Here is a 23420-nt window from a genome sequence, read left to right as displayed (position 1 = left end):
AGCCACACGACCCCGGAAGGAAGGGACGGCCTTGAGCCGGACGCCGTACGAGCCGTACGCCCAGCCCGGCCCGCGCGAGCCGGAACTGCCGCGTACCGCCGGCCCGCCCGCGCCCGGCGCGATCACCGTCATCGGCACCGGCACCACCGGCACGAGCACTGGCACGAGCACCGGCACCGACGGGCCCGCCACGGCTCCGGCCGGTGCCACGCTCGTCGTCGGCGCACGGCGGCATCTGGAGGCGGCGCGGCTGCCGGCCGGCGTGGAGCGGATCGTCCTCGGCCCGCTCGCCCCGGCCCTCGACGGCATCGAGCGGCACCTGGGCTCGCTGGACCACCAGGACCGGCGGGTGACCGTGCTCGCCTCCGGTGATCCGGGGTTCTTCGGCATCGTCCGGGCCCTCGGGGCGCGTTTCGGCCCGGAAGCCCTGGACGTCCGCCCGTCCTCCCCCTCCATCGCGGTGGCCTTCGCCCGGCTCGGACTGTCCTGGGACGACGCGGTCGTCGTCAGCGCGCACGGCCGCGATCCGCGGGCGGCCGTCAACGTGTGCCGCGCGCACCCCAAGACGGCGGTGCTGACCGGTCCCGGGGCCGGGCCCGCCGAGCTGGGCGCCGCGCTGGCCCGGACCGGTATCGAGCGCACGCTGGTGGTCGCGGCGGCCCTCGGCACGGCGGACGAGACCGTCGAGCGGGTCTCCCCCGCCGACGCCGCCGTCCGCGACTGGACGGGAACCGGTGTGAGCGTCGTGCTCTGCCTGGACGAGGCGCGGGTGCTGTCGCCGGTCCAGCGGATCGTCGCGGGACCGCCGCCCGCGCCGGCCGGATGGGCGCTGCCCGAGGAGGCGTTCGGGTACCGCGACTCGATGATCACCAAGTTCGAGGTGCGTGCCCTGGCCCTGTCCCGGCTCGCCCCGCGCACCGGTGACCTCGTGTGGGACATAGGAGCCGGATCGGGTTCCGTGGCCGTGGAGTGCGCCCGCTTCGGCGCCGCCGCGGTCGCCGTCGAGCAGACCCCCGACGGCATCGAGCGGATCCGGGCGAACGCGGCGGCCCACGGTGTGGACGTACAGATCGTGCACGGCGCCGCCCCGACCGTGCTGTCCCAGCTCCCGGACCCGGACGCCGTCTTCATCGGCGGCGGCGGGCGCGACCTGCCCGCCATCGTCGGTGCCTGCGCCAGGCGCGCCCGGCGGACCGTGGTCGTGACCCTCGCGGCCGTCGACCGCGTCGGCGACGTACGTGCCGCCCTGTCCGCGGCCGGCCTCGAACCGGACGGTCTGCTGCTGCAGTCCTCCCGGCTGGCACCGCTGCCGGGTGGCGTCACCCGGCTCGCCGCCAACAATCCCGTTTTCGTCCTGTGGGCCACCCGGCCCGGCACCGAAGGAGCAATTCTGTGATCGGCCTGATTTCCGCCACCTCGGCGGGGCAGCGCGGCTGCGAACACCTGGCCGCCGCCTGGCCGGACGAGGTCCGGGTCTACGACGGGCCGGTCCGCGAGGCGGTCGGCCGCGCCTTCGCCGAATGCGAGCAGCTGGTGTGCTTCCTCGCCACCGGCGCCGTCGTCCGCCTGATCGCCCCGCTGCTGCGGGGCAAGGACACCGATCCGGGCGTCGTCACGGTGGACGAGACGCACCAGCACGCGATAGCCCTGCTGGGCGGCCACGGCGGTGGTGCGAACGAGCTGGCGCAGCGCGTCGCCGACACACTGGGCTGCCGTCCGGTGATCAGCACCGCCACCGACGCCGCCGGGGTGCCGGGACTCGACATGCTGGGCTGGCCCGTCGAAGGCGCGGTCGCGGCCGTCAGCCGCGCGATCCTCGACGGCGACCCCGTACGTCTGGACACCTCCCATGGCGTCCACCCCCTTCCTGCTCTGCCACCCAACGTAACCGCCGCCACTGACAGTGACGTCTCACTGATCGTCACCGACCGTGTGACCGGCGCCGATACGACCGCCGGAGCCACCGTGCTGCTCCGCCCGCCGTCGCTGGTGGTCGGTGTGGGCGGCAGCCGGGGAGTGCCGGCCGACGAGGTGCTGACGCTGATCGGGAGCGCGCTCGCCGACGCCGGTCTGTCGCCCCGCTCGGTCGCGGCGCTGGCGACCGTGGACGCGAAGGCGGACGAGGCGGGGATCGTCGAGGCCGCCGAGCGGCTCGGGGTGCCACTGCTGACGTACACCGCGGACCGGCTCGCCGGGATCGACGTACCGAACCCGTCGGACGCTCCGCTGGCCGCCGTCGGCACTCCGTCCGTCGCCGAGGCGGCGGCGCTCGCGGCGGCGCCGGGCGGCGAACTGCTGGTGCCCAAGCGGAAGTCCGCGCCGCCGGAGGGTCCCGCGATGGCGACCGCCGCCGTGGCGCGGCGCCGTCCGCGCGGCCGGCTCTCGGTGGTCGGGCTCGGTCCCGGCGCACGTGATCTGCTGACGCCGCGGGCCCGCGAGGAGCTGCGCAGGGCGTCGGTGATCGTCGGCCTGGACCAGTACGTCGACCAGATCAGGGACCTGCTGCGGCCCGGCACCCGGATCCTGGAATCCGGTCTGGGCGCCGAGGAGGAGCGCGCGCGTACCGCCGTGGAGCAGGCCCGCGCGGGCCATGCGGTGGCCCTGATCGGCAGCGGTGACGCGGGGGTCTACGCGATGGCCTCCCCCGCGCTCGCCGAGGCCGCGGACGACATCGACGTCGTCGGGGTCCCCGGGGTGACGGCCGCGCTCGCCGCCGCCGCGATCCTGGGTGCGCCGCTGGGCCACGACCATGTGTCGATCAGCCTGTCGGACCTGCACACGCCGTGGGACGTCATCGAGCGCCGGGTCCGGGCGGCGGCCGAGTCCGATCTGATCGTCACCTTCTACAACCCCCGCAGCCGCGGCCGCGACTGGCAGCTGCCGAAGGCGCTGTCGCTGCTCGCGGAGCACCGGGAGCCCGGCACCCCGGTCGGCGTCGTGCACGCCGCGTCCCGGCCGGACGAGCGCAGCGAGGTGACGACCATCGCGGCGCTGGATGTGACGACGGTCGACATGGTGACCGTCGTGACCGTCGGCAACACCGCCACCCGCAACGTGGCCGGCCGCATGGTGACCCCGCGCGGCTACCGGTGGCAGGCATGACCGGCCCGCAGCCCGTCCGACGACCGGGAGGTTCCCTGTGACCCGCACCGTTCACCCCATCGAGCAGGAGTCGTTCCGCAGACTGCGCTCCCGGCTCGACACCTCGCACTTCCCGCCGCTGACGCGGGCCGTGGTCGAGCGGGTCGTCCATTCCAGCGCCGATCTGGAGTACGCCGGGGAACTCGTCTGTGATGAGGACGAGTTGCTGGCCGCCCACACCGCGCTGCACGCGGGCGCCCCGATCGTCGCGGACGTCGAGATGGTCGCCGCCGGGATCACCACCCGGCCGGTCGTCTGCCGGCTCAAGGACGGCCGCTCGGGTCCCGGGCTGACCCGCAGCGCGCACGCGATCCGGCTGGCCTACGAACAGGTCGGTCCCGGTGCGATCTGGGTGATCGGGTGCGCGCCGACGGCGCTGGAGGAACTGCTGACGCTGGACGCCGCGCCCGCGCTGGTGATCGGTCTGCCGGTCGGCTTCGTGGGAGCCGCGGAGAGCAAGGCCGCGCTGCGCGCCTCCGGCCTGCCCGCCGTCAGCAACATCTCCGAGAAGGGCGGTTCCGCCGTGGCGTCCGCAGCGCTCAACGCCCTGCTCTACACCGAACGTCCCACCGGACGTCCCACCGGACGTCCCACCGAACGTCCCGGCGGACCCGCCGCCGTGGAGACCCTCGCACCCCTCACCAAGGAGAACTCCCTGTGATCCCGCCCGCACTCCTGCTCGTCGGCCACGGAACCCGTGACGAGGCCGGAGCCGAAGCCTTCCGTGCGTTCGTCCGGCAGCTCGGCGAGCACAACCCCGGGCTGCCGGTCGGCGGCGGGTTCATCGAACTGTCGCCGCCGCCGCTCGCCGACTCGGTCGCGGAGCTGGTGGGCCAGGGCGTCCGCAGCTTCGCGGCGGTCCCCATGGTGCTGGTCTCCGCGGGGCACGCGAAGGGCGACATCCCGGCCGCCCTGGCCCGCGAGGAGCAGCGGCACCCGGGTACGACGTACACCTACGGCCGGCCGCTGGGCCCGCACCCGGGCCTGCTGACGATCCTGGAGCGGCGGCTGGACGAGGTGCTCGGCGACGACGACCGCTCGGACACCACGGTGCTGCTCGTCGGCCGCGGTTCGACCGACCCGGACGCCAACGCCGAGATATACAAGGTCGCGCGGCTGCTGTGGGAGGGCCGCGGCTACGCGGGCGTGGAGACGGCGTTCGTGTCGCTGGCCGCGCCGGACGTGCCCTCGGGCCTTGAGCGCTGCCGCAAGCTGGGCGCCGGCCGCATCGTCGTGCTGCCGTACTTCCTGTTCACCGGCATCCTGCCGGACCGGGTCCGGGACCAGGCCGCCGAATGGGCCGCCGCGCATCCGGCGACCGAGGTGCGGCAGGCGGCCGTCATCGGCCCGGAGCCGGAGCTGGCCGACCTGGTGATGGAGCGCTACCGCGAGACGCTCAAGGGCGATCTGCGGATGAACTGCGACTCCTGCGTCTACCGCGTCAAGCTGCCCGGTTTCGAGGACCGGGTCGGCCTGCCGCAGCAGCCGCACCACCACCCCGACGACCCCTCGGGCGACCACGGCCACGACCACCACCACGGTCCCCATGCCCACTCCCACTGACGGCGCTTCCGGTGCCGGCGGCACTCCCGGAGTCGACGGCGCCGACGGTTACGACCTGCGGCACCACGGCGACGCGGAGGTACGCGACGACGGCGGGGTACTGACCGACCTCGCCGTCAACGTCCGTGCCGGTACGCCGCCGGCCTGGCTGAAGGCGACGATCGCCGCGTCGCTCGACGGTCTGGCCGCCTACCCCGACGGTCGGGCGGCGCGGGCCGCCGTCGCCCGGCGGCACGGCCGGCCGGTGGACGAGGTGCTGTTGACGGCAGGCGCGGCGGAGGCCTTCGTGCTGCTGGCGCGGGCCTTCGCACCGCGTCACGCGGTCGTGGTGCACCCGCAGTTCACCGAGCCCGAGGCGGCGCTGCGCGCCGCCGGACACGCCGTGCACCGGGTGGTCCTGCACGCCGCCGACGGCTTCCGGCTCGATCCGGCGGCCGTTCCCGAGGACGCCGACTTCGTCGTGCTCGGCAACCCGACGAACCCGACCTCGGCGCTCCACCCGTCCGAGGTGGTCGCACGGCTGGCCAGGCCCGGCCGGACCCTGGTGATCGACGAGGCGTTCATGGACGCCGTACCCGGCGAGTCCGCCTCACTGGCCGCCCGCCGCGACGTGCCCGGTCTCGTCGTACTGCGCAGCCTCACCAAGACCTGGGGCCTGGCCGGGCTGCGGATCGGCTATGTGCTCGCCGGTGCTGAGCACATAGCCCTGCTGGAGCGGGCGCAGCCGCTGTGGGCGGTCTCGTCGCCGGGGCTGGCCGCCATCGAGGCGTGTGTGACACCGGACGCGCTGGCCGAGGCGGAACGGGCCGCGGCCGGGATCGCCGTCTGCCGCGCGTATCTGCTCGCCCGGCTGGGCGAGTTCGACGACCTGGAGGTCGCGGGCACGCCCGCCGGGCCGTTCGTCCTCGTCGAGCTGCCGGACGCGACGGCCGTCCGTGAGCGGCTGCGCGGCCTCGGCTTCGCGGTCCGCCGCGCGGACACCTTCCCGGGGCTCGACGGGCGGTGGCTGCGGATCGCCGTCCGCGACGCCGCCACGACGGACGCCTTCGTCGAAGCGCTGGCCAAAGCACGGAGTATGCGGGATCCAGAGTTCCCGAAGGTCAGTTCTTGATGCCGAGCGCCTGGATGTCCACCCCGCCCAGCGCGGGGTGGAGATAGACGTTGGTCAGCCGCGCCGAACGGTAGTTGAGCTGCCGCACGTACATGAACGGGATCAGGGTGCCCCGGTCCTGCGAGGTGGAGTCGACGGTGCGCCAGACGCTGTCGGCGGAGTTGCGGTCGGTCTTGGCGTCGGCCTCGTCCATCAGGTCCTTCAGCTGCTGGTCGGCGAGGGCCGCGTAATTGGACGGGCTGCCGGCCAGCAGCAGCGGGCGCAGGAAACCGGCCGGGGTGGGCCAGTCGGACTGCCAGGTGGTGAGGATGATGCCCCACCCACGCTCCTTGATCTTCTTCTGGTCGGGCAGGGTCGCGTACAGGTCCGCGGCCTCGGGGTACTCGGTCTTGGCGGTGATCCCGACGGCGGCGAGCTGGGTGCGCAGATTCTCCACCATGGCCTTGGTCCTGGGGTTGCCGCTGGCCGTGACGATGGTGGTCGAGAAACCGGACGCGTGCCCGCAGTCGGACAGCTGGCGCTTGGCCAGGTCGGGATAGGTGCGGCCGGCGGCCGTGCCGTACGTGTTCAGATGCGGGTCGTAGCCGCCGACCGTCGGTGGCAGCATCCCGCCCGCGACGTCCCCCGCGTCCTTGCCGCCGCCCGCGTCGCGCAGCGCGGTCCGGTTCGCCGCGTACTGCACCGCCCAGCGGCAGCGGTAGTCGTTCAGCGGCGCGACGGCGGTCTGCAGGGAGAAGTACCGGACGGCCCCGATCAGCGCGGAGTCGGCGTTCGCCTTGAGGCTGTCGCTGCCGAGGATCTTGGTGCGGGTGGCGTCCTGGACACCGGCCTGGGCCGGGTCCAGGTCGGCCTCTCCGCTGAGCAGCGCGGCGTCGACCACGTCGGCGCTCGCCGCGACCGTGAAGTCGACGGCGTCCGGCAGGGCGGTGCGGATGCCGTCGGTGGCCGGGTCCCACTTGTCGTTGCGCACCAGGCGCAGCTTCTTGTCGCGATCGTAGGACGCGATCTTGTACGGCCCGCTGGCGACCGGCTGCTTCTCGTAGTTGTCCTTGGTGTCCTTGGCCTTCGGCACGGGCGAGGACATCGGCAGTGCGAGCACGTAGGGGAAGTCGGCGAACGGCGCGTCGAGATGGAAGACGATGGTGCTGTCGTCCGGTGTGAGCACGCTCTTCAGGCCCAGCTGGTCCGGGTCGGTGTCCTTGTACGGGCCCGGATAGGACTGGCCCTGGTCGAGCAGGTCCCTGAGATGCGTCGGACCGCCGCTGAACAGGTCGGTCGCGAACGTCCGCTCGATGCCGTACTTGATGTCCTTGGACGTGATGCCCGTGCCGTCCTCGAACGTCACGCCCTTCTTGAGGGTGTACGTGTAGGTGAGGCCGCCGTCGCTGACCGTGCCGGTGGTGGTGGCCAGGTCCGGCGCGAGTTCGGCGCCCGCCCCGCTGGGCTGGGGGGCGAAGTCCACGAGCTTGCGCAGCAGGAGCCGGTCCAGGTTCCAGGCGAGCGGTGAGTAGGAGCGCGCCGGGTCCAGGGAGTCGGGGGCGTAGTACGACATCAGTTTGAGCGTGCCGCCCTTGGCCGTGGACGGGTTGACGGTGCCGTTGACCGCCCCGTCGTAGCCGCGGCCGACGGTCCGCTTGGCGATCAGGTCCAGGGCCGTGACGGTGTTCTCGTCCGGGCGCGCCGAGGAGCCGAGGCGGACGGCGAGCACCGTGCCGAGCGTCAGCACCACGGCCGCCGAGACGGCGATGAGGGCGCGCCGCCGCCCCTTGCCGCGGCGCGGATCGGCCGGCGCCGTGCCCCACTGCTGGGAGGTGTACGACTCGCCGGGCCGCCCGGAGGCCGGTGGCATCAGCTGCGGCAGCGGCGGCGGGACCGGGGTGTGCGGCGGGGTGTGCGGCGGGTTGTACGCAGGGTGCAGCGGCACGACCGGCCGCGGGGCGGGGGCGGGCGGCAGGGCCGGGGTGGCGCCGCCCCGGGGTGCCGCGAGCCAGCCGTTCAGGTCGTCGCGCATGACGGCCGCGCTGCGCGGGCGCAGCGCGGGGTTCTTGGAGAGGGCGGAGATGACGATCGCGTCCAGCTCGGGCGGTACCGCCGCGTTCCGCGCCGAGGGCGGCTCCGGGGTGGAGTGGATGTGGGCGTACATCACCGTGAGCGGCGTCGGGCCGGGGAACGGGACGGTGCCGGTGAGCAGTTCGGTCAGCATGCAGCCGACCGCGTACAGGTCGCTGCGCGCGTCGACCTCGCGGTCCTCGATCTGTTCCGGTGACATGTAGCCGGGGGTGCCGAGGGCGGAGCCGGTACCGGTGATCCGGGTCAGCGAGTGCACGACCCGGGCGATCCCGAAGTCGGCGACCTTGACGGAACCCGTCGACGTGATCAGGACGTTGGACGGTTTGACGTCCCGGTGGACCAGCCCGCGGGCGTGGGCGTGGGCGAGCGCGTCCAGGATGTCGCAGGTGATCCTGACCGCCCGTTCGATGTCCAGCCTGACCTGGCTGCGGGCCAGTTCGGCGAGGGTGCTGCCGTCCACGTACTCCATGACGAGGTACGGCACGATGTCCTCGTCCGTCCGCATCTCGTCCTGGTCGTGGACGGTGACGATGCCGGGGTGGTTGAGCCCGGCGGCGGCGCGGGCCTCGCGCGCGAAGCGGCGCCGGGCCTCGGCGTCCCGGGCCAGTTCCGGCAGGAGGGTCTTGACGGCGACGGTCCTGCCGAGCCGGGTGTCGTACGCGAGATGGACCCGTGCCATGCCTCCGGAGCCGAGCAGCTCCCGGATCTCGTATCTGCCCCCGAACAGCGCGCTGTCCATCGTGTCCCCCGACCCCGGCCCGTCCAGCGGACCCCGTGACCCCTGTGACCCCTGAAACGAACCCTGCGAACTCTGTCTGCTTTCCCCTGAACACAACAGTAGAGGGCGACGCCGACAACGGCGCCGCCCTCTCCCATTCCCCCTCGGACCCTCAGTCCCCCCTCGGGTCCCAATCCGGTCGGAACCGGACGTCTAGGCGTCCGTTTCCGCCGCCTGGGCGGCCGCCTTGCGGCGGCGGGACGTCAGATACAGCGCGCCACCGCCGACCACGACGAGCGCGCCCGCGCCCGCGGCGAGCAGCGGGGTGTTGGAACCGCTGCCGGTCTCGGCGAGGTTCTGGGTGGTGGGGCCGGTCTGCGGCTCCGAACCACCGCTGCCGCCGGTGCCCCCCGAGCCACTCGCGCCGCTCGATCCGCCGCTGCCGCCGGAGCTGCCACCCGACGCGCCACCGGAGTCGGCGCCGGTCGAGGACCCGCCGGACGACGCTCCCCCGGTGGAGGCACCACCGGCGGAGGCACCGCCGTTCGTGCCGCCGCCGTTCGCAGCGCCGCCGTTGTCGGCTCCCCCGTTGGTGGTACCGCCATGGGTGGCGCCGCCGTTGGAGGTGCCGCCGGTCGTCGGGTCGACCACCTTCGGTGTCTCGCACGTCGCCTCGACCAGGGTCACGGTGCCGGTCACGACCGCGACGTTCAGTTTCAGCGGATTGACCTTCACCTTCAGCTCCAGCCCGGTGGCGGCGGCGGTGCGCGACGTGGTCTGGGTCTTCGTCAGGTCGAGGCTGACCTCGCCGACCCCGGGCACCGCCACCTTCGTCGTCCCGGTGGCGGTCAGGGTGACCTTCTTGTTGAGCACCCACACACCGGCCAGGGTGGCCGACGCGGCCGGCTTCCGGCCCGCCTCGCAGGTCGCCTTGGAGGTGACCGCCTCGATCCGGATCAGGGACAGCAGCGGCAGGCCGGGCAGATGCACCTCGGCGCGGGCCAGGTTCGCGTAGCCCTCCGCCTTGTGCGCGTCGGCCGTCGCCTTGGCGGTGGCGACATCCGCCCGCAGCATGCTGAACGGCTTGCCGTGGTCGACGCCGTCCAGCTTGGCGGTGAGCGCGGTCTCGGCGGCGTCGGCCGGCGCCTTCACATCGTTGAGCGAGACGTTCAGCGGCACATGGACCGTCTTGTTCACCAGCGATACGTCGAGACCGGCGCGCAGGACGGTCGCGGTCGACCTGCCGCCCCCGGAGCTGCCGCCGGAGGTGCCCCCGGCGTTCCCGGAGGGATGCGCCTGGGCCGCCGGGGCGACGGCCAGCGCACCTGCCGCAAGCGCGACGGCCGCGCCGATGGCGGCGGCCGAACGGCGTGCGGGCAGGCTGAAGTTGGAGCTGTACACGGTGGAACCCCCACGAGTGGCTTGGAGTCAGCGGCGCCGCTTGAGGGGACAACGCGGCCGCCGGTGACCTCGGTCCCGCCATATTTACGCACTGAGAGTGAACTGGCGACTACCTGCAGCGAGTTCACCCATACGGGTGGTTTCCGGCACTATCTTCGAATCTTGCTGCACGCCCGTTCCCACCCGTCACCCGTGCCACGTGATGACGGCCCCCACCTCTGTTGACGCGCCGAGGCGTACGCGGTGGTGCTCAACGACCGGCACCCGCTCCGGGTAACGCTGCGTCAACCCACCACCCGTCCGCGCAGCACGATGCGCCGCGGATCGGCCAGCACCCGTACGTCGACCCGCGGATCGGTCGCGTACACGACCAGGTCGGCGGAGGCGCCCTCGGTGAGCCCGTCGCGGCCGAGCCATTCACGGGCGCCCCAGGTCGTGGCGGACAGCGCCTCGACCGGCGACAGGCCCGCCGTGACGAGTTCGGCGATCTCGTCGGCGATCAGGCCGTGGGCCAGCGAGCCGCCCGCGTCGGTGCCGGCGAAGATCCGGATGCCGGCGTCGTGCGCGGCACCCACCGTGGCGTGCCGGCGCTCGTGCAGCCGCCGCATATGGGCCGCCCAGCGCGGGAACTTGGCCTCGCCGCCGGCCGCCATCGCCGGGAACGTCGCGATGTTGACCAGGGTCGGGACGATGGCGACACCGCGTTCCGCGAACAGCGGGACGGTGTCCTCGGTCAGCCCGGTGGCGTGCTCGACGCAGTCGATACCCGCCTCCACGAGGTCACGCAGCGAGTCCTCCGCGAAGCAGTGCGCGGTGACCCGCGCGCCCTCCTCGTGGGCGGCGGCGATGGCCTCCTCCAGGGCGCCGCGCGGCCAACAGGCCGTCAGGTCACCGGCCTCGCGGTCGATCCAGTCGCCGACGAGCTTCACCCAGCCGTCGCCGCGCCGCGCCTCCTGGCGGACGTACGCCGTCAGGTCCCCCGGCTCGATCTCGTGCGCGTAGTTGCGGATGTAGCGGCGGGTGCGCGCGATGTGCCGGCCGGCGCGGATGATCCGCGGCAGGTCCTCGCGGTCGTCGACCCAGCGGGTGTCGGACGGCGACCCGGCGTCGCGCAGCAGCAGGGTGCCGGCCTCGCGGTCGGTCAGCGCCTGCTTCTCCGCCGTCTCCGCGTCCACCGGGCCGTGCGTGTCGAGGCCGACGTGGCAGTGCGCGTCGACGAGGCCGGGCAGCGCCCAGCCCTCGACGGTGGTCACCTCGAGCGGTCCGGCGGGCCGGTCGTACGAGATCCGGCCGTCCAGCACCCACACCTCGTCCCGGACGTCCTCGGGGCCGACCAGCACCCGGCCCTTGACGTGCAGCGCACCGCGATCACCCATGACACTCATGCCCAGCACCCTAAAAGGTCGGAGGTACGCTCGCGAAGGCACCCTCGGGCCCGACAGGGCCCCGGGCCGGCCCCAGACCTTCATCCGTACGGAAGAGACGCATCGTGACGCACCCCCTCCTGGACCTGCCCCCGCTGACCGCCGCCCGTTTCGCCGGGATCGAACGGCGTGTCGCGGCGCTGCTGGACACCGAGCAGGACGTCGTCATCACCCAGGGCGAGGCGCTGCTGCCCCTGGAGGGCTGCATCCGCGGCGGGGCCAGGCCCGGCTCGGCGGCGCTCAACGTGGTGACCGGCCCCTACGGGAAGACGTTCGGCGACTGGCTGCGCGACGCGGGCGCCGAGGTCACCGACCTGGCCGTGCCGTTCCACGGGGCGGTCACCGCCGAGCAGGTGGAGCGCGCACTGGCGGAGCACCCGGAGATCGACTTCGTCTCGCTGGTGCACGCCGAGGCGGCCACCGGCAACACCAACCCGGTGGCGGAGATCGGCGAGGTGGTGCGCGCGCACGGCGCGCTGTTCATGCTGGACGCGGTCGCGTCGGTAGCCGCCGAACCGCTGCTGCCGGACGCGTGGGGCGTGGACCTGTGCGTCATCGGCGCGCAGAAGGCGATGGGCGGCCCCGCGGGCGTGTCGGCGGTCTCGGTCAGCGCCCGCGCCTGGGAGCGGATGGCTGCCAACCCGGCGGCGCCGCGCCGCTCGTACCTCTCCCTGCTGGACTGGAAGGAGCGCTGGATCGACACCGGCCGCACCGCGCTGCCGCACGCGCCCGCGCAGTTGGAGATGCTGGCGCTGGAGGCGTGTCTGGAGCGGATCGACGCCGACGGCCTCGACGCGGTGATCGCCCGGCACCGGGCGGCCGCCACCGCGACCCGCGAGGGCGCGCTCGCGCTCGGCGGCGGTCTGGAGCCGTACGTGTACGAGGCGCGCGACGCCGCGCCGGTGGCGACGACGCTGCGGGTGCCCGCGGGCACCGACGCCACCGCGCTGGTGGCACGGGCGCTCGCCCTGGACCCGTCTGTTCCGCTCGTCGCGGGCGGTGGCGCGCTCGCCGAGGAGATGGTCCGCGTCAACCACTACGGTCCCGACGCGGATCCCGCCGTGGTCGCACGGAGCCTCGCCGCGCTGGGTTCGGCGCTTTCCGTATAGCGCTGCGTCACCCGATACTGCAGAGCGTAAGCACGATAAAGGACAAGAAAGCACTTCCGGGGAATTCGGCCTTTCGGTGGCCCATCAGGACCGAATTCCCGGGAAGTATTCTCCCGAATAGCTTCTGCCCAGCCTTCCGAAGGCTAAACGCACGGATTTCGTTAAGGTTTCCGGGGCGTCTCCGGGAATGTGACGGACTCCACACCAAGATCAAATCGCCCGGTTATATCCGTATATAACCGCAGGTCTCGCTGCGGATTCGGCCACCCGCCCCCGCCCGCGCGATAACACGACGAGTCGGCCGCGTAAAGACCTCTGCCCCATGCAATTCCACTTTCTGCTCGGTAGGTTCATTCCGCATGAACGCCGCTACGGAATTGAAGGCACCACTCGCTCGCGCATTCCTCGACACCCCCACAGTCGACGACGGCGGAGCGATGTGGCGCATCGCCCGCGATTCTCGGACGCTCGATCTCAACTCCTCGTACAGCTATCTCCTGTGGTGCCGCGACTTCGCCGGCACCTCGGTGGTGGCCCGCGACGCCGACGGGTCCCCGGTGGGCTACGTGACCGGATACCTCCGTCCCGATGAGCCGCAGACGCTGGTCGTCTGGCAGGTGGCCGTCGACGCGGCGCAGCGCGGCCGCGGTGTGGCGGCGGCCATGCTCGACCATCTCGCCGCACGCGTCGCCGTCGACGACGTCCGCTGGATCGAGACCACGATCACGCCGGACAACGCCGCTTCGCAGCGGCTGTTCACCTCCTTCGCCGAGCGCCACGACGTTCCGGTCGAACGCGAAGTCCTCTTCCCCGGTGCCCTGTTCCCCGACGGGCACGACTCCGAGGTGCTGTTCCGCATCGGCCCGACGGTCTGACGCCACCGCGTTCCGCTTCGCCCCACCCCCTGACTTCGCACCGCCTCCACCGCACCGTCTCCCGGAAAGCAGGCACAGTGACCATCACCGCACCCGACATGACCGTCTTCGAGTCCCTGGAGTCGGAGGTCCGCAGCTACTGCCGCAGCTGGCCCGTCATCTTCGACCGCGCACAGGGCAGCGTGATGTACGACGAGGACGGTCACGCGTATCTCGACTTCTTCTCCGGCGCCGGCGCGCTCAACTACGGGCACAACAACCCGGTGCTCAAACGCGCGCTGCTGGACTACCTCGAACGCGACGGCGTCACCCACGGTCTCGATATGAGCACCACCGCGAAGCGCACCTTCCTGGAGCGCTTCCAGCAGGTGGTCCTGGAACCGCGCGGCCTGGACTACAAGGTGATGTTCCCCGGCCCGACCGGCACCAACGCCGTCGAGGCGGCGCTCAAGCTGGCCCGTAAGGTCAAGGGCCGCGAGTCGATCGTCTCGTTCACCAACGCCTTCCACGGGATGTCGCTCGGCTCGCTCGCCGTCACCGGCAACTCGATGAAGCGGGCCGGCGCGGGCATCCCGCTGGTGCACGGCACCCCGATGCCGTTCGACAACTACTTCGACGGCCGGGTGCCGGACTTCCTGTGGTTCGAGCGGCTGCTGGAGGACCAGGGTTCCGGTCTCAACCAGCCGGCCGCCGTGATCGTCGAGACGATCCAGGGCGAGGGCGGCATCAACGTCGCCCGTCCGCAGTGGCTGCGGGCGCTGGCCGACCTGTGCAAGCGCCGCGACATGCTGCTGATCGTCGACGACATCCAGATGGGCTGCGGCCGCACCGGCGCGTTCTTCTCCTTCGAGGAGGCCGGGATCACGCCGGACATCGTCACGCTCTCCAAGTCCATCAGCGGCTACGGCATGCCGATGTCCCTCGCGCTCTTCAAGCCGGAGCTGGACGTCTGGGAGCCGGGCGAGCACAACGGCACCTTCCGCGGCAACAACCCGGCGTTCGTCACCGCCACCGCCGCGCTGGACGCCTACTGGGCCGATGGCCAGCTGGAGAAGCAGACGGTGATGCGCGGCGAGCAGGTCGAGACGGCGCTGCGGGAGATCTGCACCGCCCAGGCCCGCGCCGGCGCCGAGTACCGGGGCCGCGGTCTGGCCTGGGGCCTGCAGTTCATCGACCCGTCGATCGCCGGCCGGGTCTGCGCCCGCGCCTTCGAGCTGGGGATGCTGCTGGAGACCTCCGGCCCGCGCAGCGAGGTCGTCAAGCTGCTGCCGGCCCTGACCATCACCCCCGACGAGCTGGACGAGGGTCTGCGCACCCTCACGCGGGCCGTGAGCGACGTCATCAGCGAAACCCTCTGAGCCCGCACCCGGGCCTGACTTCGAACGGAAAGAAAGCAGAGGCAACCACGTGATCGTCCGATCCTTCAAGGACATCGAGGGCACCGACCGCGATGTGACCGCCGAGACCGGCACCTGGCGCAGCAAGCGCATCATCCTGGCCGCCGAGGGCGTGGGGTTCTCGATGCACGAGACCACGATGTACGCCGGGACCGTGACGTCCATGTGGTACGCCAACCACATCGAGGCGGTGCTGTGCGTCGACGGTGAGGGCGAGCTGACCAACGACGAGACCGGCGAGACCCACTGGATCTCCCCGGGCACGCTCTACCTGCTCGACGGCCACGAGCGGCACACCATGCGCCCCAAGACCGATCTGCGGTTCGTCTGCGTCTTCAACCCGCCCGTCACCGGGCGGGAGGTGCACGACGAGAACGGGGTCTACCCGCTGCTGACCGAGACCGGGGGCACCACCGCGACCCGTACCAAGACCCGGACCGAGACCGAGACCGAGGGAGCCTGACGCCATGACGACCACCACCGACACCATCACCAGCCGGTACCCGACCCGCGGCGCGTCCGAGGTCAGCACTCCCCGCCAGGACCCGGTCGTGTGGTCCGAGTACGGCACCCCGGGCCCGATCCAGCCCGCCGAGCTGCGCGGCTACGACCGGGACGGCTTCCTCACCGTCGACCAGCTGCTGATGCCGGGCGAAGTGGGCCGCTACCGCCAGGAGTTGGACCGGCTCTGTGCCGATCCGGCGGTCCGGGCCGACCCCCGCGCGATCGTCGAACCGAAGTCCGGGTCGATCCGCTCGGTCTTCGAGGTGCACAGGATCAGCGAGGTCTTCGCCGAGCTGGTCCGCGACCCACGGCTCGCCGACCGCGCGCGGCAGATCCTCGGTTCCGACGTCTACGTCCACCAGAGCCGGATCAACGTCAAGCCGGGCTTCGGGGCGTCGGGGTTCTACTGGCACTCGGACTTCGAGACCTGGCACGCCGAGGACGGCCTGCCCCGGATGCGGACGGTCTCCGTCTCGGTGGCGCTGACCGAGAACCATGACACCAACGGCGGGCTGATGATCATGCCCGGCTCGCACCGTACGTTCCTCGGCTGCTCGGGCGAGACGCCGAAGGACAACTACAAGCAGTCGCTGCAGATGCAGGACGCCGGCACCCCGTCCGACGAGGCGCTCACCGAACTCGCCGGGGAGCACGGCATCAAGCTCTTCACGGGCGCGGCGGGTTCGGCGACCTGGTTCGACTGCAACTGCATGCACGGTTCCGGCGACAACATCACTCCGTTCCCGCGCAGCAACGTCTTCATCGTCTTCAACAGCGTCGAGAACGCGGCGGTCGAGCCGTTCGCGGCGCCGGTGCGGCGGCCGGAGTTCATCGGCGCGCGGGACTTCACCCCGGTGCGCTAGCGGGCACGCCCCGCGGGGGCCGGGCTGCTTCGGGCGGCCCGGCCCCCGCCGGCATGTCAGCTGCCGTCGCGCAGGTCGGCGGGCGCGCCGGACCGGAAGGCGATCCGGTCGAAGACCGCCGTGCACCCGTCGGCGTCCGGGGACGGGCACTGCGTCATGAAGCCGACGCTCGCGGCCGCCGCCTCCTGTTCCGTGCCGAGGGCGAAGAGCCGGACGAACGTCCACCGCTCGCCGTCGTCCGAGGCGTGGAAGGCGAAGGCCCGGCCGGTGCGGGTGATCCGCAGCCAGACGTGATCCCCTGCCACCTCACAGCTGTTGGCGTCGTCGGAGCTGCCCCGGGTGACGACCGAGACGACGGTGTACCGGGCGGGCGACAGCTCCAGGCAGAGCTTGGCCCACTGCTCGTCGGCCACCTGGAGACAGAGCGCTCCGGCGTCGCCCGCGGCCCGCAGCCGGGCCGTCACCCGGGCGATCAGCTGGAAGTCGCCCGCCGGCGGGGTGCCGAGCAGCCGGGGCGCGTCGGCGGCCGGCACCCTCGGCTCCCGGCCGGGGTGGACGAAGCGGTCCTGGCCGGGTCCCGCGGTGAGGACGAGCACGCCGTCCTCGTAGCCCGGTTCGGCGGCCGGACCGTAGGCCCGCAGCCCGAACGGCAGCTCTTTCAGGTCCACTCCCTGCAGCTCCACTCCTGCGGCTCCGCTCCTTCAGCTCCGCTCAGATCTCCAGCCGGCCGTCGAAGCGGCGCGGCAGGTGGAGCGGGTTCTCGTCGCGCAGCTCCGCGGGGAGCAGGGCGACCGGGGTGTCCTGGTACGCGACCGGCCGCAGCCAGCGCTCGATGGCGGTCCCGCCGACGGAGGTCGAGGTCGACGTGGTCGCCGGGTAGGGGCCGCCGTGGTGCTGGGCGGGGGCGACGGCGACGCCGGTCGGCCAGCCGTTGACGAGCAGCCGGCCCGCCAGCGGGGTGAGTTCGGCGAGCAGCGCGGTGGCCGGGCCGTCCTCCTGTCCCGCCTCCTCCTCACCGATGTGGACGGTGGCGGTGAGGTTGCCGGGCAGCCGCTCCAGCACGGCGGTGATCTGGGCGCGGTCCTCGTAGCGCGCCACGACCGTCACCGGGCCGAAGCACTCCTCGAGCAGCAGATCGTGCGGTCCTTCGGCGGCCAGCCGGTCGGCGGGGACGGTGAGGTATCCGGCGCTGACGGTGTGCTCGCCGCCGGAGCCCGGGGTCACCGGGGCCTCGACGCCGGGGAGCGCGGCCCTGGCCTCGACGCCGGCGACGAAGGCATCACGCATCCGGACGTCGAGCAGGACGCCCGCGTCCGAGTCGCTGACGGCTGCGGTGACGGCCTTGAGCAGCCGGTCGCCCGCCGCGCCGGCCGGGGCCAGCACCAGTCCTGGCTTGACGCAGAACTGGCCGACGCCCAGCGTCATGGACCCGGCGAGTCCCGCGCCGATCTGCTCGGCCCGCTCGTCCGCCGCGGCCTCGGTGATCACGACCGGGTTGAGGCTGCCCAGCTCGCCGTGGAACGGGATCGGCTTGGGACGGGCTGCGGCCGCGTCGAAGAGCGCCCGCCCGCCGCGCACCGAGCCGGTGAATCCGGCGGCGCTGACCAGCGGGTGCTTGATGAGGTCGATACCGGCCTGGAAGCCGTGCACGACGGCGACGACGTCGGCGGGCAGCCCGACCCGGACGGCGGCGCGGCGCAGCACGCTCGCGCACAGCTCCGAGGTGGCGGGGTGGTCCGGGTGCGCCTTGACGACGACCGGGCAGCCGGCGGCCAGCGCGCTCGCGGTGTCGCCGCCGGGGACGGAGAACGCCAGCGGGAAGTTGCTGGCCGAGTAGACCGCGACCACACCGAGCGGGATCTTGTAGCGCCGCAGGTCGGGGCGGGGAGCGGGCTTCGCGGCCGGGTCCGCGTGGTCGATGACGACGTCCAGGAAGGCGCCCTCGTCGACGATGTCGGCGAACGCGCGCAGCTGGAAGGTGGTGCGGGCCAGCTCGCCGGTCAGCCGGCCGGGGCCGAGCGCCGTCTCGGCGTCGGCCGCCTCCAGCACCTGTGGGCCGGCCTCCTCCAGGAGGTCCGCGGCGGTACGCAGCAGGAGGGCGCGTACGCTGCGGTCGGCGAGCGCGGGCGCCGCGGCGGCCGCGGCACGTACGGCGCCGTCGATCTCCGCCGTGGTGGCCTCGTCCGCCACCTGCTCCCGCTGCTTCCCGGTACGGGGGTCGACGGACCAGACTGGAACAGCCACCGGGGGAACCTCCAGATTTGCCTCATGCGGATCAGCCACTGTTCGATATGCTGAACAGCGTCTTCACTTATGAATCTTTGAACCATTCCGGAGCCTACTTGCAGGGTCCGGGGCCGAACAAGAGGGGTCAGGACGATGTCTGCTGGCGACGGTGGCGGTTCTCAGGTCAAGTCCGCGGTCCGCACGGTCGAACTGCTGGAATTCTTCGCGGGACGACCCGGAATGCACAGCCTCGCGGCCGTACAGGAATCCGTCGGCTACCCCAAGTCCAGCCTGTACATGCTGCTCCGCACCCTAGTCGAGCTCGGCTGGATCGAAACCGATGCCACCGGAACGCGTTACGGGATCGGTGTCCGGGCGCTGCTCGTCGGCACCTCGTACATCGACGGTGACGAGGTCGTCGCCGCGGCCCGCCCCACCCTCGACCGGCTCTCCGACGACACCAGCGAGACGATCCACCTCGCCCGGCTGGACGGCACCAGCGTCGTCTATCTCGCGACCCGCCAGTCCCAGCACTACCTGCGGCCCTTCACCCGGGTCGGCCGCCGCCTCCCGGCCCACTCCACCTCGCTCGGCAAGGCGCTGCTCGCCACGTACTCCGACGAGCAGGTCCGCAAGCTCCTGCCCGAGACCCTCGAACCCCTCACCGAGCACACCCACACCGACCGCGAGAAGCTCATCGCGGAACTCGCGGTCATCCGGGAACAGGGCTTCGCCGTCGACCGCGAGGAGAACACCCTGGGCCTGCGCTGCTTCGGCATCGCCATCCCGTACCGCACCCCGGCCCGCGACGCGGTCAGCTGCTCCGTCCCGGTGGCCCGGCTCACCCCCGCCCACGAACAGATGATCAAGGACGCCCTCTTCGACGCCCGCGACCGCCTGACCCTGGCCACCCGCCGGCTGTGACCCGACGGAGCACCGTGGAAGCGGAATTCGCGTTCTCCGTCGACGATCTGCCGCCGCCCTCCGGGTTCGACCTCGGGCACATGGCGGTGACGGGGAACCTGGGTTCGTACTCCTCGCGCGGCCGTACGCCGGACCAGGCGATGATGATCTACGTTTCCGTCTCCCTGCTTCTCGACGGTCTGCGCTCGCTCGTCGAAGCCGGCCGCGGCGGCCGGGTGTTCGGCGCGGCCGACTCGTCCTTCTCGTTGAAGTTCTCCCTGACGAAGGACGGGACGATCACCACCCGGGCACCCGGGGGGCCGGTCGACCGGTCCGGCGTACGGGCTGTCGTCACCGCGGTGTGGGCGGCGGCCAGGGAGTTCGCCGATGTTCAGCTCCCCCTCCTGCCGGCGGACGACGCCGGCCGGCAGGATCTCGAGATGTCGCTGGCGGCCTTCGCCCCGCTGGTCACGCGTCCCGGGTAGCCGCGGCAGACCCGCGCGGCCGCGGCGGACCCGGTTCAGACGCGGGTGACCTGGCCGCAGCCCTTCCTCGCGTCGAGGGGCTTGCTGCGGTCGTAGGGGTCGACGGCAGAGGCGGAGGGGTCAGGGGTGGTGGCGCCGTCGGTCGGGTCGATGTTCGGGTGCAGGAAGCCGTCGGTGATGTCGCAGGCCGAATTGCCGAGGTCCTGGCGGTAGTCGGTGACCCAGAGCTTGCCTTCGGTCACCTGCGCGGTGCTGGGGTCGGCGACGCCGAAATCCAGCACGCGCCGCACGATGGTGCGGGAGACGGCCGTCGAGTGACCGTCCGCGGCGGTCACCCCGTAGACGAACGTGACGTCGGCGTGCACGGCCACCGAACCGCCCTTGCCCTCCTTGAACGTGATCAGGCCGCGCGTCTTGACCACGCCGCCCACCAGCCTCACCTCGGCCGGGTCGAACCGGGTGGCCACGGTCAGCGGGTTGTGATCCTTGTCAGGTGTGCGGAAGGAGGTGTCCCAGAGTGCGATGCCCTCCGTCTGCCGGGGGTCGACCAGGCCCATCGCGATCCGCGGACGCTCCCCGCGCAGCGTCGCCGGGTTGAGGTTCGTGTCGATGAGGAACTGCTTCGTCCGGTCCAGCGCGCCCTCCACCTGCTCACGCGTCATCCGGCCCACCGGCTTCGCCGCGGGCAGGACGATCCCGGCCTCGCCGTCCGCGTAGAGGAGGGCGGGCGAGCCGCGGAAGGGCTCCGCGAGCGTCGGGGCGTCCGCCATCGGGTCGGCGGACGGGGCGGCCGTGGGCGGCGCCGTCTCCGGCGGGAGGGTGGCGGGCCGGCCCGAGTCGTCGGAGCGGTACCCCGTCGTGTCGGCGGAGCCGCTGAAGTCGCCGTGCAACCAGTCCAGCGCGGTGGACGGATTGAGCACCACCAGCAGGACCACCACCGCCAGAGCCACGCCCAGCGCTCCGCGCAGCCGACGGCGGGTCGCCCGGCTTTCCCTGTCCTGCCAGGCGGGTCCGGTGCGCCAGCCCGCGGGCTCGCCCGGCTTCGCCTTCGCCGCCCGCCCCCACCGCTTGTTCTTCTTCTGCTGCCGCGCGGCCACTTCGGCCTCGCGCCGGAGCCGTTCGGTGACCATCCGGGCGCGTGCCGAGGGCTCCTTGGGAGCCTGCGCCCTGATGTCCTGTTCGGTGTCCTGGACGAACTTCTCCCAGACGTCGTCCGGTATGGCGGACTTGTCCCCGGAAGCGGGTGGTTCGGTGGTCACGGTAGGCCCCCCACAGGCTGTTTCGGCACGTGAGGGCAGTTCTACAGGCCGACCGCGCACCCTACAAATCGGTCCTGGAGCGCAGGGCGCCGAGGGCCGAGCGGACCGCCTCGAGATCCGCGCCGGACGCCAGGCCCGCGTGGTAGAGCCGTAGTTCGGTGGCGCCGAGGGCCGCCGCGTGGGCCACGTCGGCGGCCAGGGTGCGGGGGCTGCCGCCCATGCCGGCCACGACGGGGAAGTTGGCGGCGAGGACGGTGTCCGGTCGGCGGTGGGGCGCGAAGGGGCTCAGCACGGCGGCCCGTTCTGCCGCGCCACCGGCGCAGGGCAGGACCAGTCCGTCAGCGTGCGAGAGCACGTCCTCCGCGTCGACGCCGACGTTCGCGCCCGTCCGGTGCGGGCCGGGGTCGGCGTGCAGCAGGATCTGGAAGCCGGGGCCGGACCCGGCGCGTACCGAGGACACGATCTCCCGCTGGAAGTGCCGGGCCACCATGGCGCGCCAGGACAGCGTCGCGCCGGCCAGGTCCACGCCGAGCAGCTTCTCGACCTCGGCCCACTCGGCCGCGCGGTCGGCGGGCCCCGGCTCCCGCTCGCCGGACCACACGGGCACCAACGCCGTCCGCACGGCGCTCTGCAGGGCGTCGGGGTCCTGCCCGAGCCCCGCGTAGCCGTCCCGGCAGGTGCGGCAGAAGCACAGCGACATCAGGTACTGGGCGGCACCGCCCAGCGGCACTCCGCCGATCTTGTCGTGCGCGTGCAGATGGCCGACCCCGTACCAGCCGCAGGACTCCAGCTCGGTGCCGTCGGTCCCCGGCCGGACCGCCGCCTCCACCGCGAGATCGACGGCGTAGGCACGTACTTCCGGCTGGGCGATGCACGGCGCCCACGGGTAGCGGTCACCGTAGGCGTTGCGCACCGAGGTGCGCGGGAACTCCTCGCCCAGCCGGGAGTTGTGTGCGAGCACCACCCAGGAGTGGACGGACAGCCCGGCGGCCGACAGCGCGGCCGCCGCCTCCCCGTAGGCGTCCGTCGCCGGCACCCACGTCTGCGGGTACGGGCGCAGCGAGCGGCCGCTCCAGCGCTGGGGGTCCGGCGGGTAGAGCACCGCGGCGTGCCGGGCCGTGACGATGCGCTGCCGCGGATGGCGGGGGGTCAGGGCGCGGGTGGAGTGGTAGGCGGAGGCGAGCGTGACCTGCTGGACGCCGAGACCGGCGATCCGGCGCGGGGCGTCCGGGTCACCGACGACGTCCCACGGGTAGACGAAGGCGGAGGCTCTCAACTTGGCTCCTCAAGCAGCGGGTCGGCACACGCGGGCCCGATGCTGCCGCACCGGGCGCCCGTTCGTCAGCTGTCGCTCAGCAGCGCCATTCCGCGCTCGATCAGTTCGGCAAGCTCCTTGACGTGTGCGGGCGAGGGTTCGACGAGCGGCGACCGCACCTCGCCGACGTCCAGACCGCGCAGCCGGACGCCCGCCTTGACCAGCGATACCGCGTAACCGCGCCCCTGGTTGCGCAGCGAGACCAGCGGCCGGAAGAAGCCGTCGATGAGCCGGTTGACGGTCTTGTCGTCGCCGGTGTTCAGCGCCTTGTGGAAGGCGAGGGCGATCTCGGGCGCGAAGCAGAAGACCGCCGACGAGTACAGCAGCACGCCGATGCCGCGGTAGGCGAGTCCGGTGAGTTCGGCGGTGGGCAGGCCGTTGAAGTAGAGGAAGTCGCGCTCGGGCAGCTCGCTGCGCACCGCGCTGACGATGCGCTGCATCAGGTCGAGGTCCCCGAGCCCGTCCTTGAGGCCGATGATGTTGGGGATCCTGGCCAGTTCGACGACGGTCTCGGGTTCGAAGACGGCGTTGTCGCGCTGGTAGACGATGATGTCGAGCCCGGTGCCCGCGGCGAGGCCGGAGTAGTGGCGCAGCAGACCGGCCTGGTCGGGGACCACGAGGTAGGGCGGCATGGCGAGCAGCCCGTCCGCGCCCGCGTCCTCCGCCAGCCGCGCGAACTGCACGGCGAGCGCGGTCCCGTATCCGGCGCCCGCGACCACCGGCACCCGGCCGGCCGAGACCTCGACGGCCGCGGCGACACAGGCCCGGAACTCCTCGGGGGTCAGCGCGTGGAACTCGCCGGTGCCGCAGCACGCGAAGACCGCCGCCGCGCCCGCCTCGATGCCTTCGCGCACGTGCGCGCGGAACATGTCGAGATCCAGCTCACCGTCCGGGCCGTAGGCGGTGACGGGGAAGAACAGCAGGCCGTCGAGGCGCTCGGCAAGTGAGGCTGAGGTCATCGGATCCCCTTGAAGTTCTGTGCGCTCTTCTGGCTGTGCGCTCTTCTGATTCACGTCCATATTCGTGAACGCTGCCACGCTAAGCGAGTCCAGCCGC

General features: G+C 72.5%; 20 protein-coding genes. 12 read left to right on the top strand and 8 right to left on the bottom strand.

All coding sequences use genetic code 11. The annotated features are described in order from the left end of the window. Window positions 1-121 precede the first annotated feature (121 nt). From cbiE to cobC, 5 genes are read left to right on the top strand one after another with little or no spacing between them, the layout of a single operon-like run. Window positions 122-1396 (top strand): precorrin-6y C5,15-methyltransferase (decarboxylating) subunit CbiE, encoded by a 1275-nt coding sequence (gene cbiE / locus LNW73_RS25540; RefSeq protein WP_374118281.1) that lies wholly within the window; start codon window positions 122-124, stop codon window positions 1394-1396. Further along, complete coding sequence (gene cobJ, locus LNW73_RS25535) at window positions 1393-3102, top strand: precorrin-3B C(17)-methyltransferase (protein WP_250991507.1); 1710 nt, start codon at window positions 1393-1395, stop codon at window positions 3100-3102. Before cbiE ends, cobJ begins: the two co-directional genes overlap by 4 nt. A 37-nt stretch (window positions 3103-3139) precedes the next feature. Next, the gene (locus LNW73_RS25530) at window positions 3140-3802 is read left to right on the top strand and encodes a precorrin-8X methylmutase (RefSeq protein ID WP_250991506.1); all 663 of its coding nucleotides are present in this window, start codon (window positions 3140-3142) and stop codon (window positions 3800-3802) included. Beyond that, window positions 3799-4704 carry a sirohydrochlorin chelatase gene (locus tag LNW73_RS25525; protein WP_250975293.1) on the top strand — a complete coding sequence of 302 codons (906 nt, stop codon included), beginning with the start codon at window positions 3799-3801 and terminating at the stop codon, window positions 4702-4704. Before LNW73_RS25530 ends, LNW73_RS25525 begins: the two co-directional genes overlap by 4 nt. Beyond that, on the top strand, window positions 4688-5815 hold the full coding sequence (gene cobC / locus LNW73_RS25520; RefSeq protein ID WP_250991505.1) for an Rv2231c family pyridoxal phosphate-dependent protein CobC: 1128 nt from the start codon (window positions 4688-4690) through the stop codon (window positions 5813-5815). Before LNW73_RS25525 ends, cobC begins: the two co-directional genes overlap by 17 nt. On the opposite strand, the gene LNW73_RS25515 is transcribed toward cobC, so the two are convergent. The 3 genes from LNW73_RS25515 to LNW73_RS25505 form a co-directional block, all read right to left on the bottom strand. After that, on the bottom strand, window positions 5805-8624 hold the full coding sequence (locus LNW73_RS25515; protein ID WP_250991504.1) for an ABC transporter substrate-binding protein: 2820 nt from the start codon (window positions 8622-8624) through the stop codon (window positions 5805-5807). The genes cobC and LNW73_RS25515 overlap by 11 nt on opposite strands. Window positions 8625-8816: 192 nt before the next feature. After that, entirely contained in the window at window positions 8817-10004 is a 1188-nt protein-coding gene (locus LNW73_RS25510; protein WP_250991503.1) for an SCO1860 family LAETG-anchored protein, read from the bottom strand. Between the two features lie 284 nt (window positions 10005-10288). Then, on the bottom strand, window positions 10289-11380 hold the full coding sequence (locus LNW73_RS25505) for an amidohydrolase family protein (protein ID WP_250993037.1): 1092 nt from the start codon (window positions 11378-11380) through the stop codon (window positions 10289-10291). 113 nt (window positions 11381-11493) lie between these two features. Between LNW73_RS25505 and LNW73_RS25500 the strand changes: the two genes are divergently transcribed. The 5 genes from LNW73_RS25500 to thpD all read left to right on the top strand — a co-directional run bounded on the left by LNW73_RS25500 (window position 11494) and on the right by thpD (window position 16176). Beyond that, window positions 11494-12537 (top strand): pyridoxal-phosphate-dependent aminotransferase family protein, encoded by a 1044-nt coding sequence (locus LNW73_RS25500; RefSeq protein ID WP_250991502.1) that lies wholly within the window; start codon window positions 11494-11496, stop codon window positions 12535-12537. Between the two features lie 359 nt (window positions 12538-12896). After that, complete coding sequence (gene ectA / locus LNW73_RS25495) at window positions 12897-13412, top strand: diaminobutyrate acetyltransferase (RefSeq protein ID WP_250991501.1); 516 nt, start codon at window positions 12897-12899, stop codon at window positions 13410-13412. Window positions 13413-13489: 77 nt separating this feature from the next. Then, window positions 13490-14770: a diaminobutyrate--2-oxoglutarate transaminase gene (ectB, locus tag LNW73_RS25490; protein ID WP_250991500.1), complete on the top strand. Its 1281-nt coding sequence runs from the start codon at window positions 13490-13492 to the stop codon at window positions 14768-14770. Window positions 14771-14819: 49 nt separating this feature from the next. Next, entirely contained in the window at window positions 14820-15272 is a 453-nt protein-coding gene (locus tag LNW73_RS25485) for an ectoine synthase (protein WP_250991499.1), read from the top strand. 4 nt (window positions 15273-15276) lie between these two features. Continuing rightward, complete coding sequence (thpD, locus tag LNW73_RS25480; RefSeq protein WP_250991498.1) at window positions 15277-16176, top strand: ectoine hydroxylase; 900 nt, start codon at window positions 15277-15279, stop codon at window positions 16174-16176. 56 nt (window positions 16177-16232) lie between these two features. On the opposite strand, the gene LNW73_RS25475 is transcribed toward thpD, so the two are convergent. Together LNW73_RS25475 and LNW73_RS25470 are read right to left on the bottom strand one after the other, a co-directional pair. Next, a complete protein-coding gene (locus LNW73_RS25475; protein WP_285393391.1) occupies window positions 16233-16853 on the bottom strand; it encodes a DUF1349 domain-containing protein in 621 nt (206 codons plus the stop codon). A 34-nt stretch (window positions 16854-16887) separates the two neighbouring features. After that, the gene (locus LNW73_RS25470; protein WP_250991497.1) at window positions 16888-18420 is read right to left on the bottom strand and encodes an aldehyde dehydrogenase (NADP(+)); all 1533 of its coding nucleotides are present in this window, start codon (window positions 18418-18420) and stop codon (window positions 16888-16890) included. 135 nt (window positions 18421-18555) lie between these two features. Here LNW73_RS25470 and LNW73_RS25465 point away from each other — a divergent pair, with 135 nt between their 5' ends. Together LNW73_RS25465 and LNW73_RS25460 are read left to right on the top strand one after the other, a co-directional pair. After that, window positions 18556-19326 (top strand): IclR family transcriptional regulator, encoded by a 771-nt coding sequence (locus LNW73_RS25465; protein ID WP_250975302.1) that lies wholly within the window; start codon window positions 18556-18558, stop codon window positions 19324-19326. A 14-nt stretch (window positions 19327-19340) separates the two neighbouring features. Beyond that, window positions 19341-19790 (top strand): hypothetical protein, encoded by a 450-nt coding sequence (locus LNW73_RS25460; RefSeq protein WP_250991496.1) that lies wholly within the window; start codon window positions 19341-19343, stop codon window positions 19788-19790. 35 nt (window positions 19791-19825) lie between these two features. Here LNW73_RS25460 and LNW73_RS25455 read toward each other — a convergent pair whose 3' ends face one another. The 3 genes from LNW73_RS25455 to LNW73_RS25445 all read right to left on the bottom strand — a co-directional run bounded on the left by LNW73_RS25455 (window position 19826) and on the right by LNW73_RS25445 (window position 23323). Then, window positions 19826-21049: a hypothetical protein gene (locus tag LNW73_RS25455; RefSeq protein WP_250991495.1), complete on the bottom strand. Its 1224-nt coding sequence runs from the start codon at window positions 21047-21049 to the stop codon at window positions 19826-19828. 61 nt (window positions 21050-21110) lie between these two features. Then, entirely contained in the window at window positions 21111-22325 is a 1215-nt protein-coding gene (locus tag LNW73_RS25450; RefSeq protein WP_250991494.1) for a hypothetical protein, read from the bottom strand. A gap of 65 nt (window positions 22326-22390) precedes the next feature. Then, complete coding sequence (locus LNW73_RS25445; RefSeq protein WP_250975305.1) at window positions 22391-23323, bottom strand: 5-dehydro-4-deoxyglucarate dehydratase; 933 nt, start codon at window positions 23321-23323, stop codon at window positions 22391-22393. Window positions 23324-23420 lie beyond the last annotated feature (97 nt).

It is taken from the genome of Streptomyces sp. RKAG337 (genome assembly GCF_023701715.1).
Taxonomy (GTDB): Bacteria; Actinomycetota; Actinomycetes; order Streptomycetales; family Streptomycetaceae; genus Actinacidiphila.
The sequence above is the reverse complement of the archived record's forward strand: the minus strand, read 5'-3'. Positions and strand labels throughout refer to the sequence as shown.